Below are 17,922 nucleotides of genomic sequence, written 5' to 3' on the forward strand. Positions count from 1 at the left end.
CTCTATGGTTTCCGTTATAAAATGGGCGCCTAAAATTGTAAATCGAGTTGAGTAATTTGATCGGCACTATTCTCGGAAGAAACCAACGTCACATCCGCTAGGCCAACGCTCACACCGAGTAACCGAATCCCTCGCCCTTGGCTTCGTTGTAATGCTTGCAGTAATAATTCATGAAACAGGTTAATTGAAATCTCATCACTGCGATGCTCGATGGTGGTCTGCTTAAAATCATTAAATTTCAGTTTTACAACCTGCTTATGGATCTGTCTATCTTTCGCACTCCGATGAACCCGAGCACTCAGCTCTTGAATAAGCTGTGGTAATACTTGATGACATTGCTCTAACGTAAAAATGTCTTTAGCTAACGTGGTTTCAACCCCTACTGACTTACGCACTCGGTGCGGGCTAATTTGCCTTGAATCGATACCTTGTGCACGCTCAGCCAACACATGGCCAAACTTACCAAAGGCCTCAATTAATTGCACTTTAGGGTATTGTTGCACGTCATAACAAGTGGTTAAGCCAATATCGGCTAACTTTTTTGAAGTGACTTTACCGACGCCAGGAATTTTACTCAGAGGTAGGTCTTTTACAAAATCAGCAATTTGATTTGGGGTGATAACATATTGTCCATTAGGCTTATTTAAATCGGATGCAATTTTGGCTAAAAACTTAATGGGTGCAATACCTGCTGAAGCCGTTAATCCAGTGACCTCATAAATGTCATCACGTATCGCTTTGGCAATTAATGTCGCACTGCCTTGATGAGAATCGCAATCTGTGACATCAAGATAAGCTTCGTCTAAAGACAAGGGTTCGACAAGATCAGTATATCGATGAAAAATCTCACGTATTTGGAGTGACACTGATTTATACACTTCCATCCGTCCAGGCACTAAAATTAACTGCGGACATAACTGCAACGCATGATAACTGGACATAGCACTTCGCACCCCAAATTTGCGGGCTTCATAACTGCAAGTACTTATCACACCACGGCGATCACTTCTGCCGCCAACAGCAATGGGCTTTCCTCTTAACTCAGGAAAATCACGCATTTCTACCGCAGCAAAATAACAATCCATATCGATGTGAATGATTTTACGCATTCTATAACCATTATCATTAACTCAATTACCATGATGGTACTGTATATATAAACAGTATTCAATCGTTGCTTATTATTAATATAATGAATAAATGTGACTCAAGATATTTTTAAATGTCAAAAGCTAGCTTCAAGCCATCCTAAAACGCAATAAAATATTATTCTGAAAAAAAGCTAAATCATCTAGCAAATTATTCAATTTATAAATTGATTGTAGACAACATTCTTATGACTTCAATTCGATTTATTGAGTCATTCTTTCTTTTCAAAAGCAGTACAAAATCATAAGCATTTAACCGTAATTGACTATCTAGCAGTTGAGGGTCACTGCCTTTGCTCAGTAAGTATTCAACTAATTTTTTATCATTGAGTAAGATTGCGGCATGAAGAGGCGGTAGTCCATCAATCTTACTTTTAGTATTAACGGAGGCACCATTGTCGATAAATTTATCTAAATAAACATATCTTTTTTTCTGATTAGAAATGCCAAATAAAAATGCTATACCACCTACAGACTGAAGATCATCTAAGTCTTGTTTCGTTAATCTAAAATTAAACAAATAAAATTCACAGAACGAATTTGGTATGTAATGCGTATTATCTTCGACACTGCATAATACAACATCTTCAACACGGCTATTTTCAAGAGAATAAATAGCACCTAATGAATACATAATAATAATAGTAAAAGCGCATCCAATTAGTAACTTAAGTTTCATTTTAACTCCATATAACTTTGTTATTTAGGTTAAAAGCTAAAACACCAAAATGTCGACTGTTTGTTTTTGCTATTCCATTTAAATACAACACTAAAACACGACCGAAGCTATATGATAGTTGTTCTCTCACTCTGTCATGGATTTTTATTTGCATTAAGTCTTTAGCTGTTGCATGACTAAACCAATGTTTTGCAGCGCTGCGCCCAAATTTTATTATGACTTTTTTAGCACCATCTTGAGGATTCATTGTTGATCGAAATAAAGAGTCGATAAATCCCATCGCATAAGATGCATCGACAGCCTCAACTAACAAACCTTGAGCAAACTCACGAACTTCATCAGTAATATCTAACTCATCTATAATCGAATGTTGACTGGAAAATATGAACTTTAAAATAATTATAGTTTCATCATTATCAAATATGAGTTCACTACTTTTGAAGTTTTTAAGGTGTACATTTCTATTCATTTCCATTTCCATTTCCATTTCCATTTCCATTTCCATTTCCATTTCCATTTCCATATAGTTTAAAATACGTCCTATTAAAAACTAAATATATCAATTTAATTAGAAAAAAACCATTATCACTTTTAATGTATCTCTTCCAGAGCAGGGTGAAGACCCCAAACGTTTTTTAAACAAAAATAGTTTATTTAATGAGTTGTTATAACCCATAAAATCTTCATGGCTTGGACTATTTTTTGTTTGCAGGTTAAACGAATAGTTCAAAAAGCAAGCACTAATGCGGTTAACCTGTCTTCCAGAGCCTCCACATGAGTGTTGAAATGACACAAAAAAACCCAAACGCAGTTGGGCTTTATTAACATGTAACATATCAATTAAGACATTACATTTTGGTCTGTAAATAGTTTTGTAAACCAATACGTTCAATTAGACCGAGTTGCTTTTCTAACCAGTACATGTGATCAGATTCAGTGTCATCTAATAACACTTCTAAAATTTCACGGCTTTGGTAATCAGCTTTTTCTTCACATAGCGCGATAACTTTACGCAAATGATCAGCTACATGATATTCGTATGCAAGATCATTTCTCAGCATTTCTTGCACATCTTTACCAATATTCAACGCTTCACGGCTGCCAACATCTGGAGTGCCTTCTAAAAACAAAATGCGTTGAACTAATTTAGCTGCATGCAACTTCTCGTCGTCTGACTCATGCAGAATACGGGTATACAGTTCATTGAACCCCCAGTCTTCATACATGTGAGCATGGACAAAATATTGATCCATGGCAGACAATTCGCCGGTTAATAAACTATTTAAAGCGTCGATGACTTCTGGATGGCCTTTCATGATAATTTCCTATTAGTCGTTAATTTGTGATTGAAGATAATTTTGAATACCGGTTTGATTGATTAGCTCTTGCTGCGACTCAATCCAATCTAGATGTTCTTCTTCGTCTTCGAGTAAATCTTCAAATAAATCGCGGCTAACATAATCTTGCTGAGTTTCGCATACCTTAATGGCTTCACGCAAAATGGCAATTTGTTCCGTAATTGCAGTTAGATCACAGCTAAGCATTTCTTCAGCATGTTCACCAATGCGCAATTTATCTAACTGTTGTAGGTTAGGTAAACCTTCAAGAAACAATACACGTTCAATCAGCTTGTCAGCATGCTTCATGTCTTCAATCGATTTTTTATACTCTTTCTCATTAAGCTTTTCCAATCCCCAATGCTTAAACATGCGAGCATGTAAAAAGTATTGGTTAATGGCGGTCAGCTCACAGGTAAGTACACGATTGAGTTGGCTGATGACTTTAGGATGACCTTTCATAGTAATGTCCCTCGATAAATAATGTGATCTCGATCAATTACAAACAGGATAAAACACTATAGGGGTAATTGCAAATTTTCCTTTATTTTCACACACTTACAATTGATAACCATTATCATTATAACTAAGCTTTGTAACTCGTTAGCAATACATAAACATAAAAAAAGCCTTCAAAATGAAGGCTCTTTACAAAGCATCAGTTTATTAACTTAAGCTTTAGGCAATTAACGGTGTTAAATAATTCGATTTTGATTTAGCAACTCATTGCGAGCTTGCTCTTTTTCCATACGGCGTTTACGTTTGTCACATGGATCATCACAGTCACACGCTTTTTCAATTCCTAAAACACCTAAACCACCACAACTACCTTCTACCGCTTTCTTCTTTACGATATAGCCGATAGACATTAACAAAAAGAACAATAATAACACTACAAATGCTGCTATAAATGTACTCATTACAAACTCCAATTACTCATTCAGATAAGGGTATAATACTTTTTTAATCAATCAGTTTAAAATAAAGAACCTACTTAACATACGATTTAAACGCATCGCTGTAATAGACCTGATAACCCTGTTCTTGCTTCTCAATCAACATTATTGCTAAATTTTTCTCTTTAGCAAGTGCCAATGAAGCCTCAGTACCTAACACCATCATAGCGGTGGCATATCCATCTGCGGTCATACAACTAGAGTGTAACACGGTTGCAGAGGCAAGTTGATGCTTAATAGGATAACCGTTACGAGGATCGATTAAATGTGAAAAACGTTCGCCATTCTCTTGATAAAAGTTACGGTAATCACCCGATGTTGCTAATGACATGGTGCCGGGTTCAATCACTTGCTGAACGGCTTGTCCTTCACTCGTAGGTTGCTCAACAGCCACTCGCCATGGAGTTTTATCGGCTTTAGTACCTTTAACATTAAGCTCACCACCTATTTCGACTAAATAACCAGACACATGATATTTGTCTAATAGCGCGGCAATTTTATCGACACCAAAACCTTTTGCTATTGAAGATAAATCAACATACAGGTCTGCATTATGCTTAGTTAATGTTAAGCCTTTTATCGACAGTTCCTTGATGCCCATTTTAGCTTTAGCGTTATCGATTTGAGCTTGCGTCGGGATGGTTGTAGGTCGTTTATCGGGACCAAAGCCCCACAAATTAACCACTGGTCCTAAGGTGATATCTAACGCCCCATCAGTCTCTTGATAAAGACGCATACCTTCTTCGATAACCTTAATGGTATCAGCGGATACTTTAACGCTTTGTTGAACTTGTAATTGATTGAACTTAGACAGTTCTGAGTCCGAACGATAAGTCGACATTTGATCGTTTACCACTTCCAATGCCATATCAATTTCAGCTTGCAGTAACTGCGGTTCTGGCAAGCGGTCATTGTTGACTACTTTAATATGATAAGTGGTCCCCATCGTACTACCAGATAATGAAATAATGGGCTCTGGTGAACTGCAAGCACTCACCAATAGCAATAACGCCGGCAATAGCAATAACTTGATTGAATTTACAGTCATGTCAAATTTACACTTGTAATAAATAAACAAAAAAAATTGCAGCGTGCAAGACCAGTGTTTAACCACCCTGTCTGCACTGCTGCAATCTCATGACTTACATGTCGATGTTATGGATTAACTCATTAACCACCGAAATCATCTAGTAAGATGTTTTCGTCTTCGACACCTAAATCTTTTAGCATACCAATAACTGCTGCGTTCATCATTGGAGGTCCACACATGTAGAACTCACAATCTTCTGGCGCATCATGGTCACGTAAGTAGTTTTCATACAATACGTTATGAATGAAACCGGTATAACCAGTCCAGTTATCTTCAGCTTGCGGATCTGATAACGCCACGTGCCATTTGAAGTTTTCATTTTCAGCCGCTAAGCCGTCAAAATCTTCAACATAGAACATTTCACGTTGCGAACGCGCACCGTACCAGAAGCTCATTTTACGCTTAGATTTAAGACGTTTTAATTGGTCAAAAATGTGTGAGCGCATTGGAGCCATACCAGCACCACCACCAATGAATACCATTTCTGCTTCAGTGTCTTTAGCAAAAAACTCACCAAATGGACCAGAAATCGTCACTTTATCACCGGCTTTTAAGCTCCAAATGTACGAAGACATTTTACCGCAAGGCAAGGTTAAATTACGTGGCGGTGGCGTAGCAATACGCACATTCAACATAATAATGCCGAACTCTTCTGGGTAGTTAGCCATTGAGTAGGCACGAATGGTTTCTTCGTCTACTTTTGACTCTAACTTGAAGAAACCAAAGTGTTCCCAGTCGCCACGGTATTTATCAGGCACTTCAAACTCAGCATATTTAACATGATGAGCAGGAGCTTCAATCTGAATATAACCACCAGCACGGAAAGGCACAGATTCGCCGTCAGGAATTTGCAGCTTAAGTTCTTTAATGAACGTCGCTTTGTTATCGTTAGATAGAACCGCACATTCCCATTTCTTGATGCCGAAAATTTCTTCATCAAGTTCGATTTCCATGTCAGTTTTTACATTTACCTGACAAGATAAACGACAACCCTGACGTGCTTCGCCTTTACTAATGTGATCAAGCTCAGTAGGTAGAATATCACCACCACCAGACTTAATGTGTACACGACACTGGCCACATGAGCCACCACCGCCACACGCACTCGATACAAAGATACCGTTGTCAGCTAAAACACTAAGTAGTTTGCCACCAGCACCTGTTTTAATTGCTTTATCTGCGTCGCCGTTAATACCAATCATGATATCACCGCTTGCCACTAGTTTTGATTTAGCAAATAAAATCACTAACACCAAAACCAAGACAATCACAGTAAACATACTCACACCTAGATAGACATCTAGCGGAGTAGATTCAAGAATACCCATTCACTTATCCTTAAAGGTTCAAATTAATGCGTCTTCTCAAGGTCTCTTAAAGAGAAACACCTGAGAATGACATGAAACCTAGAGCCATAAGACCTGCAGAAACAAAGGTAATACCTAAGCCACGTAAGCCATTTGGCACGTCAGAATACTTCATCTTTTCGCGGATACCGGCTAACAATACAATTGCTAACGCCCAACCAATACCAGAGCCAATACCAAATACTACGCTCTCGCCAAGGTTATAATCACGCTCAACCATGAAAGATACTGCACCAAAAATCGCACAGTTCACAGTAATCAAAGGTAAGAAAATACCCAACGCGTTGTACAAAGGTGGAAAGTACTTGTCTAAAGCCATTTCCAAAATTTGTACAAGTGCTGCAATCACACCGATAAAGGTGATGAACTTCAAGAAGCTCAAATCAGCATCAGGAAAACCAGCCCAAGCTAATGCGCCTGGAGCTAATAAACCTTGATAAATAATTTGGTTAGCAGGAACCGAAATAGCCAGTACCACGATAACTGCAACACCTAGGCCCATTGCAGTAGTGATTTTCTTTGATACCGCTAAGAAAGTACACATACCCAAGAAGAACGCTAGCGCCATGTTTTCAATGAAAACGGAGCGAATTAATAAACTAATATAATGTTCCATTGCGTTTACCCTTTTGCTTCAACTTGCTCTGGCTTATACGTACGGATCAACCAGATCAGACCACCGATCAAGAAGAATGCACTCGGTGGCAGTAGTAATAAACCGTTAGGCTGATACCAACCGCCGTCAGAGATTTTGCTGAGGATTTCTACGCCAAATAATGAACCATTACCAAATAGTTCACGCACAACGCCAACAGACAATAGAATTGCACCGTAACCTAAACCGTTACCGATACCATCCATAAAGCTCATCATTGGAGGGGTTTTCATTGCGTAAGCTTCAGCACGACCCATTACAATACAGTTAGTAATAATCAAACCTACGAATACCGATAACTGTTTAGAAATGGCATAAGCATAAGCTTGTAATACTTGGTCAACTACAATCACTAATGAAGCGATAATGGTCATCTGTACAATAATACGCACACTGCTTGGAATGTGGTTACGAATAAGTGAGATAAACAGGTTAGAAAACGCTGTTACCGCAGTTAATGCAATCGTCATTACTAATGCTGTTTCTAATTTACTAGTAACAGCAAGAGCACTACACACACCCAAAATTTGCAATGCAATTGGGTTATTATTGATAATCGGTCCGGTCAGAACCTGTTTAAGTTCTTTAACGTCAGCCATTAGCTTAACCCTCCGTTGCGTGCTTTAGCGATAAAGTTTGCGAAGCCTTCTTTACCTAACCAAAACGTCAATGAGTGTTGTACACCGTTACTGGTAAGTGTTGCACCTGAAAGAGCATCGACACCATGAACAGAACTAGCCACTGTAGGGTTTTTAGTTACACTAATGGCCAAGTTACCTTGCTCATCAAATAACTTTTTACCTTTCCACAATGCTTTCCATTTTGGATTTTCAACTTCGCCACCCAAACCAGGTGTTTCACCTTGGTCATAGTAAACAAGTCCTTGAACTGTGTTTAAGTCAGCCTCAAGTGCCAAAAGTGCATACATCGTTGACCACAAACCATAGCCGTGAATAGGAAGAATGACGCTAGTCAGTTTACCTTCATCATTATGAACAAGGTATACAACGGCGGTATCTGCAACACGTTTGATCGAAGCAATATCGTTTTCTGGCACTGACGAAGTGTCAGTATCACGAGACGCTTTGCGTTGATCGTAAAGGTTAGCATTACCCTCAACAAACTCACCGGTTTTAAGGTCAACTAAGCGAGCATCAACATATTGCTCATACTTGCTTAGAATTTCTTTCTTTGTGACTTTGCCTTCTTTGGTGTTTATCAGGCTCGCCGCTTCAAGAATATACTTTTGCTTATCGAGTAACTTATTTTCTTGCTGAATAGGCTTTAACACCACGGCAGCAGTCGAAACCAGTACTGAACAAACAAGACATAAGCCGACAACAACAAATAGCGTTCTACCGAACGAATCTTTATTACTAGCCACGAGCAATCCTCCGCTTGATATTTGACTGTACGACAAAGTGGTCAAATAATGGAGCAAATAGGTTAGCAAACAAAATAGCTAACATAATACCTTCTGGGAATGCAGGGTTAACCACACGGATAAACACCACCATTGCACCAATGAGGAAACCGTATGCCCACTTTGCAGTATTGGTAAACGACGCAGAAACCGGGTCTGTCGCCATAAACATCATACCGAATGCAAATCCACCTAACACTAAGTGCCAATACCAAGGCATTGCAAACATCGGGTTGGTGTCGCTACCTATCATATTAAGCAACGTCGCAATAGCGACCATACCTAAGAAAACACCACTAACGATTCGCCAAGAGGCAATACGGGCGTAAATGATAACTAGACCACCTAGCAAGATAGCAAAGGTAGACACTTCACCAACAGAACCTGGAATGAAGCCCATAAATGAGTCAATCCAGTTAGCCGTTGAGGCGTAGTCAAATGTACCTTGCGCTGCTTGGCTTAAGGCCGTTGCCCCAGAATAACCGTCAGCAACAACCCACGTGGTATCGCCAGACATGCTTAATGGGTAAGCAAAGTACAAGAAAGCTCGACCAGCTAATGCAGGGTTTAAGAAGTTACGCCCTGTGCCACCGAAGATTTCTTTTGCTACAACCACACCAAAGGTAATACCTAAAGCGACCATCCATAAAGGAATTGTTGGCGGTAGAGTTAATGCAAATAGCACTGAAGTAACGAAGAAACCTTCGTTAATTTCATGGCCACGCACTGACGCAAAGAGTACTTCCCAAAAACCACCAACAATGAAAGTCACTGCATAGATAGGTAAGAAGAAACACGCACCATAGAACATCAGAGACGTAATGCCCGAGTCTGCAGAGAGTTGAGCGCCAAATAATTCAAATAAGCCTACTTGCCAAACATCTGGTGTACCGAAACCGGCCACCATCGCTACTTGAGCCTGTAAACCTACGTTGTACATACCAAAAAACATTGCTGGGAATGTACATGCCCAAACCGTAATCATAATACGTTTTAGGTCGACATTATCGCGAACGTGGGTTGCCCCTTTGTTCACTTTACCTGGAGTATAAAATACTGTGGCTGCCGCTTCGTAAAGGGCATACCACTTTTCGTACTTGCCGCCTTTTTCAAATTGCGGCTCAATACGTTCGATAAAATCTTTCAAACTCATTAGCCTTCCCTCTCGATCGTATCTAAACAATCACGTAAATATGAACCATAGTCATACTTACCTGGACATACGAACGTACACAATGCCAAATCTTCTTCATCTAACTCTAATGCGCCTAAACGGACTGCGCCATCAAAGTCGCCAGAGAGTAAATCACGAAGTAGCATAGTAGGTAGAATGTCTAGAGGCATCACGCGTTCATAGTTACCAATAGGTACCATTGCACGGTCTGAACCGCCAGTACTAGTGGTCATATTAAATAGACGCGATGGGCTTAAATGGCCTAGGAATGCACGTGTAATAGAGAATTTGTCAGCACCAGGCATAGCCCAACCAAATAATTCTTTTTCATCACCTTCTTCCAGTACACTCACCTGCTGATGATAACGCCCCAAATAAGCTTGAGGTCCTACCGCAGTACGGCCGCTTAACACTGAACCCGAAATCACACGAACACCATCACCAACTGTTTCATCAGCAGTCAGTTCAGTCATGCTAGCACCTAAAACGGTACGAACTAGACGAGGGTTTTTCGCTTTAGGACCACCAATAGCAACCACACGTTCAGTGTTTAACACACCTTGAGTGAACAGTTGACCAAAAGCAATCACATCCTGATAGCCAATATGCCAAACAGTACGTGTTGCAGAAGCTGGTAGAACGTTGTGAATATGCGTACCTGCAAGACCTGCTGGGTGTTTACCCGCAAACTCTTGAACTTGGGCATTAGCTGCAGGGATATCGGCACCTTGAGCTTTACATAGGTAAACTTTACCTTCAGTTAATCGTGCTAGGACCTTTAGGCCATTTGCAAAATCTTCTTTATGTTGAGCTATGACTACCACAGGATCGGCAGCAAGAGGTTGAGTATCAATTGCAGTCACAAAAATACCCGCAGCAGTAGCATCTACAGCTGGCACTTTACTGAAAGGGCGTGTACGCAAAGCAGTCCATAAACCTGAATCAATCAGATTATCACGAACAACTTGTGCGTCTAACGTGTCTAACTTATCAGCATCGTATTGAGCAAAAGCAACGCTATCGTCACCTTCCACAGCAATAACAACTGACTGAAGTACACGTCTTGCACCTCGGTTGATTTCTAAAATAGTACCACTGGCTAAAGCCGTATATTTAACGCCTAAATTCTTTTTATCTTCAAAAAGAACTTGGCCTTTTTGTACTTTGTCGCCCACTTTGATTTTCATCGTTGGACGTAAGCCAATATACTCTTCACCCAAAGTCGCTACGTGTCTAATGGCTGGGCCATTATGGATAACTTGCTCTGGTCCGCCTGCTATAGGCAGTTCCAATCCTTTCTTAATTGTAATCATATCCACAAGCACTACGTTTGAAGGAAAGACAATGCGCCACGTTCCGCTACAAAAACAAAGTGTTAACAAACACTTGCCATTTGAGCTAGCGCAGATTTAACTCGAAAATGCGATCATAATCACGCTGGTCGCGCGCATTTTACCGCAAATATGAGACTATCGCCACGAAAATTATAGGTGTTTTCAAACCAATACCTAACACAATCGGTGGCTTTTAGATCAGACTAATTAAATTAGAACCTAGGAGTGAATGTTATCTGCTGAATTCTGATTTAAAAAAAATATAGCATTAATTTTTAAAGAAATAATTTTAGTTGTTTGTTTACAAGAACAGTTGCGCCTCAAATAACACCGCCCAAATGAGTCATCACTTGAGCAGTATTAGTATTTGGGAATAAAAGGCACAGCAAGCAGCGTTCAAATAGTGTTCAACACTGCCTATGTCTGGAAAAAACCACTTAGAAATGGCCTTGGTAACCAAAGTACGTAGTCATTTCAGATTGTGCTTGAAATCCCATTGCGGTGCTATTTGCCACTAACTCTTCGTCTAACAAATTCTCTACACGTAAATACAACTCGTGCTGCTCAGTCAAACGGTAAGTTGCAGCGATATCAACCTTCCACTGACTATCAATAGCACGTTCATTGGTGAACCCACCTTGATAACCTAACTCAGATTGATATAAAGCTTGCGCCATAACGGACATATCACCATAAACAACACCAGAACTTAACGCCAGTTGCTGTTCTGACACCCAAGGTAGTTGGCTATTGGCAGCAAAACATGCCATCAATTCATTGCAATTAGCACTGTCTGTTTCTGCTTGGGTATATTGGTATTTGGCTTTGAATGGAATTGAAAAGTGATCAAATGTTAGTCCATACGCTATGCTCAAATCTGCGCCGACAACAGAGACATCCTTAATATTCTCTTGTAATGATATTTGTTCATAATCACATATCATGCCCTGCATACAGCTTACATGTTGGTTATCGTAATCATGCATATAAGCCGTCATGGCAATCGATAAAGCATCTTGTTGGTAGCTTAATGCTAATTGATATTGCAGCGCTTCTTGCGCTGTTTGCTCAATATTGCCGGCTGAAGCAGCTGTCCAAGCTTGTTTAGCTTGTAACGCGGCTAACCATGGCCCACTCTGATAAGCCACTTCAATAGAAGGCGACCAGCCATCATCAGAAAAGTCTGCAGCATTAAGGCTCGTATTTACATCACCAAGCTCACGAGAAACGCTGACATGCTCATAACCTAAACCGAGATTAATAGACCACTGACCATAATTTAATTTAGTGTCTACCGCTGATGAAAATGCCGAAGCATCATCAGTATACGTCAGTGCATATTCATCATCTGTTGTCGGCGTCAATGATAAATCATTGTTCCAAGACCAATCACGTTGACCTAAACGCATTTCAGCTTTATCTGTATGGTAGCGCGCACTATAAGTCACCTGATGCTGACCGTACATGCTGACACCTTTAGTTTGCATACCAAACCCAGCAAAATCGTTATTTTGGGTTAACGATCCTAAGTTTATCCCATCGGCGGTAGGTGTTGCTTCAAACATGGCAATCCGAGACAGCAACGCACTATTAATTTGTTCGCCATCAACAAATTGCATTGCTTGAGATTGTTGTGAATAGGTTTGATAATAAAAGTCGGTAGCCATCGTCGAAGTGGATGACATGATTAGCTTATGTGCTAACACGTAGCGTTGACGCTCGCCTTCAGTATTGTCGGTGCTGGCTGCTGAATATAATTGAGTCGGATTTACCGAAAAATCAACACTGGTTAACCCCAACGTTCCGCGGTCAGCTTCTTGCGATGAGTACTGATAACTAAATTCGGTCATTTGTTCATTGCGTGCTCCGGGTAAACTATCGGCAGCGATTTTGAACAGAATATCTTTTTGTGTCGTGTCGGCATCTCGGGCGACACGATAACCCACATCGTCAGCTGCAGATTGATAATCCACGGCTAATAACATGCCATTTTGCTTCGAAGTACCACTTAGCACAACCCCACCATTGATGGCATTATTGTCACTGCCTTCAACGTTGATATCGGTTGCATATTTTTGCGGACTAATTTGTACAGACTGATAATCAAGCTTACCAAAAGCAGCTTGTGAACTTTCAGTCACACTGGTCATGCTTGAAAAAGACACTTTTTGCTGGTGCAATAAATTGGGCTGCAATACTAAATGTTGTCCAGAATACGGCGCTGGAGAAAAGAATATACCATCTTGTAAAATGGCAACACCGTCAGTGGCACCTGCATGTGTGATCGTCACATCCTGATGTGGTCCGGTAGGTAACACTGTCGCGCCCGTCAACCCTAGTGCAATATCACTTTGGCGATAATGAAATTGGCTTATCGATAACTGTTGTAAATCGAGTTGATTATTAAGGTTATCAATAGACTCGGTCACCGTTTCTGCAACGGCATTGGTAGAATGGCAAACATAAAGCACTGCGGCTGCTATCACTGACAGGCTAAATGGGTGGTTAGACATATTAATCTCCGTATATGTGTCTGTTCACGCAAAAAATCGCTAAAATGGCGAATCACTTAGTAAAAATCGTTCATTACAATAACGGTTTCAGTTACATAAAAATAGCGTACTGTTAACGTTTACTCGACATATTAATCGTTGCTTCGCAAAAAAAAGCGGCTAAAGCCGCTTTTTTATCAAGATATCAGTTAATCGATTAGATTAAAGATTCCCTAAAATTTCGTCACTCAGTTTCAAATCATCGTTTTGGTTGACGCTCACGCCTGCAGCAATGATCATCCGAGCAATATCTTGCGCTTGTTCTAATGAATGCATTTCGTAAGTACCACATTGATATTCATTTAACTCAGGAATATCTTTCTGATCAATCACATTGGTTACATCAACCATTGCCGCTAGCCAGGAATCTGCAACTTTACTTTCTGTCGGTTGACCAATTAAGCTCATGTAAAAACCGGTACGGCATCCCATCGGAGAAATATCAATAATCTCTATACCATCACCGTTTAGATGTTCACGCATAAAACCTGCAAACAAATGTTCAAGTGTATGGATGCCACGTTCGCTGAGGATATCTTTATTGGGTGCACAGAAACGTAAATCGAATACCGTAATGGCATCGCCACTAGGGGTGCTCATGTGCTTGGCAACGCGAACCGCTGGAGCATTCATACGTGTATGATCTACGGTAAAACTGTCTAATAAAGGCATTGCTTTCTCCAAAGTAAATAATAATCTGACAATATAAAGCCTAATAACACGATAATATCACTATTTATGCATGGTCACAGTGAGAGTTTACGGTTGATGTTTGCCATCTAACTCAAAGCGACTTAAGGCGTCTTCTGTGTAACTAAAGTAGCGCTTTACTGACTTCTCGTTTGCCATGTAAGACTTCAGTACTTTATTAAATAACGGGTCTTTAGCCGCTTCACTGTTAAGCACATCATCTTTTGCATATTTTAATGCGCGTATCACAGTGTCGGGAAAAGGTTTAACTTGCACATTATGCTCGTTAAGCAATACGTCCATTGCAGCAATATGGCCTTGAGTATAATCATCTAACATATCTTGATTAATGGCTCTGGCTGCAACTTTAACAATCATTTTCAAATCATTGGGCAGAGTGGAAAATGCCTGTTTGTTAATCAAAAACTCCATCGTCGAACCCGGCTCGTGCCAGCCAGGGTAATAATAATATTTAGCCACCTGATCCAACCCGAGCGGCAAATCATTATAAGGCCCTACCCACTCAGCAGCATCAATCGCGCCAGTTTGCAGTGCGCCATATAATTCTCTGCCAGCGAGTGCATCAACGGGAACGCCGCCGAGCTTCTTGAGCACTTCACCTCCTATGCCTGGTAAGCGCATCTTGAGGCCTTTAAAATCTTCTGGGGTTGCAATGATTTTATTAAACCAGCCGCCCATTTGCATGCCAGTATTTCCACCAGCAAGCGGCAATACGCCAAAAGGCTGATAAACTTCCTCCCATAATTCCATGCCACCGCCATAATGAAGCCACGCATTCATTTGCTGTGCATTTAATCCAAATGGTATTGATGAAAAAAACTGAGCGGCAGGCGCTTTACCTTTCCAATAATATGACGCGCTATGAGCCATTTCAATCGTGCCATTACTCACACCGTCAAAAACCGACAACGCTGGCATTAATTCGCCGGCACCATAAACGGAAATCACTAAGCGACCGTTAGACATTTGCTCGACCAATTGAGCAAATCTTTCTGGAGCCATGCCTAAACCGGGCAAGTTTTTTGGCCATGAGGTGGCTAAACGCCATTCAATCACTTGATGAGGAATATAATCATTTTGCGCAACAGAACTTGTCTTCGAAGGCGTATCTTGTTGACAGCCTAACAATAACGTTAAGCCCAGCAACCAGCAGGTTTGTATCACCTTGCTCATGTAAATATCCTATCTCAATCGCACGCTTATTTTCATAACTGTAACATAATCATAACCAGTGACAAACATCACCTCACTACAATACAAAATAAAAAACCTCACAGGACATGTGAGGTTTTTTGTATAGTTCTGTCAGCAAGTTAATAACAATTAACCTTTATCGTTATCCCTTACAATTAGGAGTCCTAGGCACTTCATCCAAAGCTTGCCATTCTGGCTGGCTATAAGCATTTATGGAAAGCGCATGAACGCCATTGGCTAATTCATCTGCTAGCGCTTGGTTTACCAACCGGTGACGGGCAAGTAAGCGCTGTTCGCTAAATTGATCGCTAACTACAACCACTTTAAAATGGGTTTCTGAGTTAGGCGGCACATGATGACGATTACTCTCATTAATCACTTCAAGATGCAAAGGCGAAAAGGCGTGATTCAATTTATCGGTAATGATTTGTTCGACAGACATAGTGATACTCTTATTAATCCATATCGATTAAATCAAAGGGTACTGGTTTGCCGAATAAAGGTCAAACAAGCAGGGTAAAAGTTAACGTTTGAGCACAACTTTCTCAAGTCGATCTGAAATTAACTCCTTGGCCAATCGGTTATATCAACACTATCGATACAATATGACGCATGACTCTCATTGTGTTGCTGTAATGCCTCACGTCCCAACCATGCATTAATAAATAATCCTTGTGGGTCGTATGTCTGCTGCTGTTTTTGCAGATTAAAACGTCTCGAACCGCGTGGATCGGCACCAACACCGGCTAGATACTGCCAATTACCCCAATTCACAGCTGAATCATAATCAATTAATTGCTGTTGAAAATACGCCGCCCCATAACGCCAATCACATTGCAGTTCATTGACCAAGCAACTTGCTACAATTTGCCTGCCGCGGTTTGACATATAGCCAGTGTCATTTAACTGCTTCATCAATGCATTCACAAACGGATAAGGTGTAGTGGCGGTTTTCCAAGCTCGAATGCGTTGGGCGTAAAAACTGGTTAATGGTTTACGTCCATTAATGCCTGAAAATCTAAACACCAACGTATTGAATTTATGCGCGTAAAAATGGAAATACTCACGCCAAAGCAGCTCATACAAAATACACTCGGTCGATTCGTTAGCACCTTGTTGTAACTCAAATTGCTTTAATGCTGCGACGACTTGTCTTGCCGATAGACAACCATTGGCTAACCAAGGCGAAAACTTTGTTGAACATTCCCAGCCATCAAGTTCGTTTCGTACGGCTTTATAGTTATGGGCTAAATTTGACGAAAAGTAACTGTCTAGTTGCAATTTTCCTTGTGCTTCACCACCGCAAAAGACATTATTCATCGTTTGAGTTTGTGGCAACCAGCTAGGATAAGCCAGCCAAGACTGAAGTTGTTTGTCTTGTGGCTTAAGTGCGACCGTAGACGGGAGCCAAGATACTGCATCAATGGCAGGGCTGATATTAACGTTGTCGACCTTTTTACGGAACTGACTAAATGTCGGAGCCAGATCGGCTAATTCAAAAGGCAGTTGCTGCAGATCAAACAGAGTTTGGGTGGTAATCGTCGAATATTCAACATTGGGGCACTGCTGCTGAATGACTTGCCAAGCCGATTGCTCATCAACACCACTATGGTTACTACGATATACCCTTGAAATATTATGGGCTTGAATTATATAAGGTAACGATTTTTGCGCTGAGGCATAAACAATATGCACTTGTTGACCATATTGATTAAGCGTTTCATCTAAAGCCCGCAATGATTCTAATAAAAACCGCAGTCGGTACTTACCGACATACTCAGCCTGATATTGAGCTTGGCGAAACCAGTTAGGGTCGATGCAGTACACCACCATCAACTGTTGTGCATGCAGGGCTATATCTGCAAAGATGGCATTATCTGCTACCCGCAGATCATCACCTAACCAATAAAGTGCATTGACAGTAGAGTGTGATGTCGATTGTAAATTCGTTTCTTCGAAAGTTTGCCCATCAGCATTATTCATCTATTCATTACCACAGCTTGTACTAATGCTAATGAGTACGTATACATAGCGGTTAACGGTTCAATAATGATCCATTTTAGCGATATCCCCAAACTAGCTAGACCTTCGGTCTTCGAGGTCCTAGAGTCGCTTCGCGGATAGAGCGCTTCGCTTCTAGGAACAGCTTCGCTGCTAAGATTTTATAGCACCTAATCGCGCAGCATCCTAGGTGCTTAGCTTTTCGCTTATTATCGCTTGTCATTTATAGGATAGGAACCGCTTGGCTGCTAAGGTTTTATAGCATCTAGCCGCGCAGCGTCCTAGCCTCTAGGCCTTTCGC

Annotated in this window: 18 protein-coding genes; all 18 read right to left on the minus strand. The window is 40.6% G+C overall.

The features are described from left to right. Window positions 1–29: 29 nt before the first annotated feature. Complete coding sequence (gene dinB, locus HNW13_RS09005; protein WP_182743595.1) at window positions 30–1,109, minus strand: DNA polymerase IV; 1,080 nt, start codon at window positions 1,107–1,109, stop codon at window positions 30–32. A 199-nt stretch (window positions 1,110–1,308) separates the two neighbouring features. Continuing rightward, complete coding sequence (locus HNW13_RS09010; protein WP_192115817.1) at window positions 1,309–1,827, minus strand: ankyrin repeat domain-containing protein; 519 nt, start codon at window positions 1,825–1,827, stop codon at window positions 1,309–1,311. Window position 1,828: 1 nt separating this feature from the next. Then, the gene (locus HNW13_RS09015; protein ID WP_243756228.1) at window positions 1,829–2,338 is read right to left on the minus strand and encodes a hypothetical protein; all 510 of its coding nucleotides are present in this window, start codon (window positions 2,336–2,338) and stop codon (window positions 1,829–1,831) included. A gap of 337 nt (window positions 2,339–2,675) precedes the next feature. Then, window positions 2,676–3,143 carry a bacterioferritin gene (gene bfr, locus HNW13_RS09020; protein ID WP_059746496.1) on the minus strand — a complete coding sequence of 156 codons (468 nt, stop codon included), beginning with the start codon at window positions 3,141–3,143 and terminating at the stop codon, window positions 2,676–2,678. Between the two features lie 12 nt (window positions 3,144–3,155). After that, entirely contained in the window at window positions 3,156–3,626 is a 471-nt protein-coding gene (gene bfr / locus HNW13_RS09025; protein ID WP_101085791.1) for a bacterioferritin, read from the minus strand. A 233-nt stretch (window positions 3,627–3,859) separates the two neighbouring features. Continuing rightward, window positions 3,860–4,084 carry a (Na+)-NQR maturation NqrM gene (nqrM, locus tag HNW13_RS09030; RefSeq protein WP_011636430.1) on the minus strand — a complete coding sequence of 75 codons (225 nt, stop codon included), beginning with the start codon at window positions 4,082–4,084 and terminating at the stop codon, window positions 3,860–3,862. Between the two features lie 70 nt (window positions 4,085–4,154). Continuing rightward, a complete protein-coding gene (locus HNW13_RS09035; protein WP_101085793.1) occupies window positions 4,155–5,168 on the minus strand; it encodes an FAD:protein FMN transferase in 1,014 nt (337 codons plus the stop codon). A gap of 122 nt (window positions 5,169–5,290) precedes the next feature. After that, a complete protein-coding gene (gene nqrF, locus HNW13_RS09040) occupies window positions 5,291–6,538 on the minus strand; it encodes an NADH:ubiquinone reductase (Na(+)-transporting) subunit F (RefSeq protein WP_101085795.1) in 1,248 nt (415 codons plus the stop codon). Window positions 6,539–6,584: 46 nt separating this feature from the next. Beyond that, complete coding sequence (gene nqrE, locus HNW13_RS09045) at window positions 6,585–7,193, minus strand: NADH:ubiquinone reductase (Na(+)-transporting) subunit E (protein WP_101085796.1); 609 nt, start codon at window positions 7,191–7,193, stop codon at window positions 6,585–6,587. Between the two features lie 5 nt (window positions 7,194–7,198). Further along, the gene (locus HNW13_RS09050) at window positions 7,199–7,831 is read right to left on the minus strand and encodes an NADH:ubiquinone reductase (Na(+)-transporting) subunit D (RefSeq protein ID WP_101085797.1); all 633 of its coding nucleotides are present in this window, start codon (window positions 7,829–7,831) and stop codon (window positions 7,199–7,201) included. Next, on the minus strand, window positions 7,831–8,616 hold the full coding sequence (locus HNW13_RS09055) for a Na(+)-translocating NADH-quinone reductase subunit C (protein WP_101085798.1): 786 nt from the start codon (window positions 8,614–8,616) through the stop codon (window positions 7,831–7,833). The genes HNW13_RS09050 and HNW13_RS09055 overlap by 1 nt, the downstream gene beginning before the upstream one ends. Next, window positions 8,609–9,808, minus strand: a complete 1,200-nt coding sequence (locus HNW13_RS09060) for an NADH:ubiquinone reductase (Na(+)-transporting) subunit B (RefSeq protein WP_101085799.1) — start codon at window positions 9,806–9,808, stop codon at window positions 8,609–8,611. Before HNW13_RS09060 ends, HNW13_RS09055 begins: the two co-directional genes overlap by 8 nt. Continuing rightward, a complete protein-coding gene (locus HNW13_RS09065; RefSeq protein WP_101086299.1) occupies window positions 9,808–11,142 on the minus strand; it encodes a Na(+)-translocating NADH-quinone reductase subunit A in 1,335 nt (444 codons plus the stop codon). Before HNW13_RS09065 ends, HNW13_RS09060 begins: the two co-directional genes overlap by 1 nt. A 458-nt stretch (window positions 11,143–11,600) precedes the next feature. Beyond that, on the minus strand, window positions 11,601–13,676 hold the full coding sequence (locus HNW13_RS09070; RefSeq protein WP_192115816.1) for a TonB-dependent receptor: 2,076 nt from the start codon (window positions 13,674–13,676) through the stop codon (window positions 11,601–11,603). A gap of 201 nt (window positions 13,677–13,877) precedes the next feature. Further along, entirely contained in the window at window positions 13,878–14,387 is a 510-nt protein-coding gene (gene luxS / locus HNW13_RS09075; RefSeq protein ID WP_011636421.1) for an S-ribosylhomocysteine lyase, read from the minus strand. 87 nt (window positions 14,388–14,474) lie between these two features. Continuing rightward, window positions 14,475–15,599 (minus strand): TRAP transporter substrate-binding protein DctP, encoded by a 1,125-nt coding sequence (gene dctP, locus HNW13_RS09080; RefSeq protein WP_162022512.1) that lies wholly within the window; start codon window positions 15,597–15,599, stop codon window positions 14,475–14,477. Window positions 15,600–15,762: 163 nt separating this feature from the next. Continuing rightward, window positions 15,763–16,062, minus strand: a complete 300-nt coding sequence (locus HNW13_RS09085) for a BolA/IbaG family iron-sulfur metabolism protein (protein ID WP_101085802.1) — start codon at window positions 16,060–16,062, stop codon at window positions 15,763–15,765. A 119-nt stretch (window positions 16,063–16,181) separates the two neighbouring features. Next, window positions 16,182–17,603, minus strand: coding sequence for a DASH family cryptochrome (locus HNW13_RS09090; RefSeq protein WP_182744831.1), 1,422 nt, complete (start codon window positions 17,601–17,603; stop codon window positions 16,182–16,184). Window positions 17,604–17,922 lie beyond the last annotated feature (319 nt).

This window comes from Shewanella sp. BF02_Schw (assembly GCF_014596695.2).
In the GTDB taxonomy this organism is placed as follows: Bacteria; Pseudomonadota; Gammaproteobacteria; order Enterobacterales; family Shewanellaceae; genus Shewanella.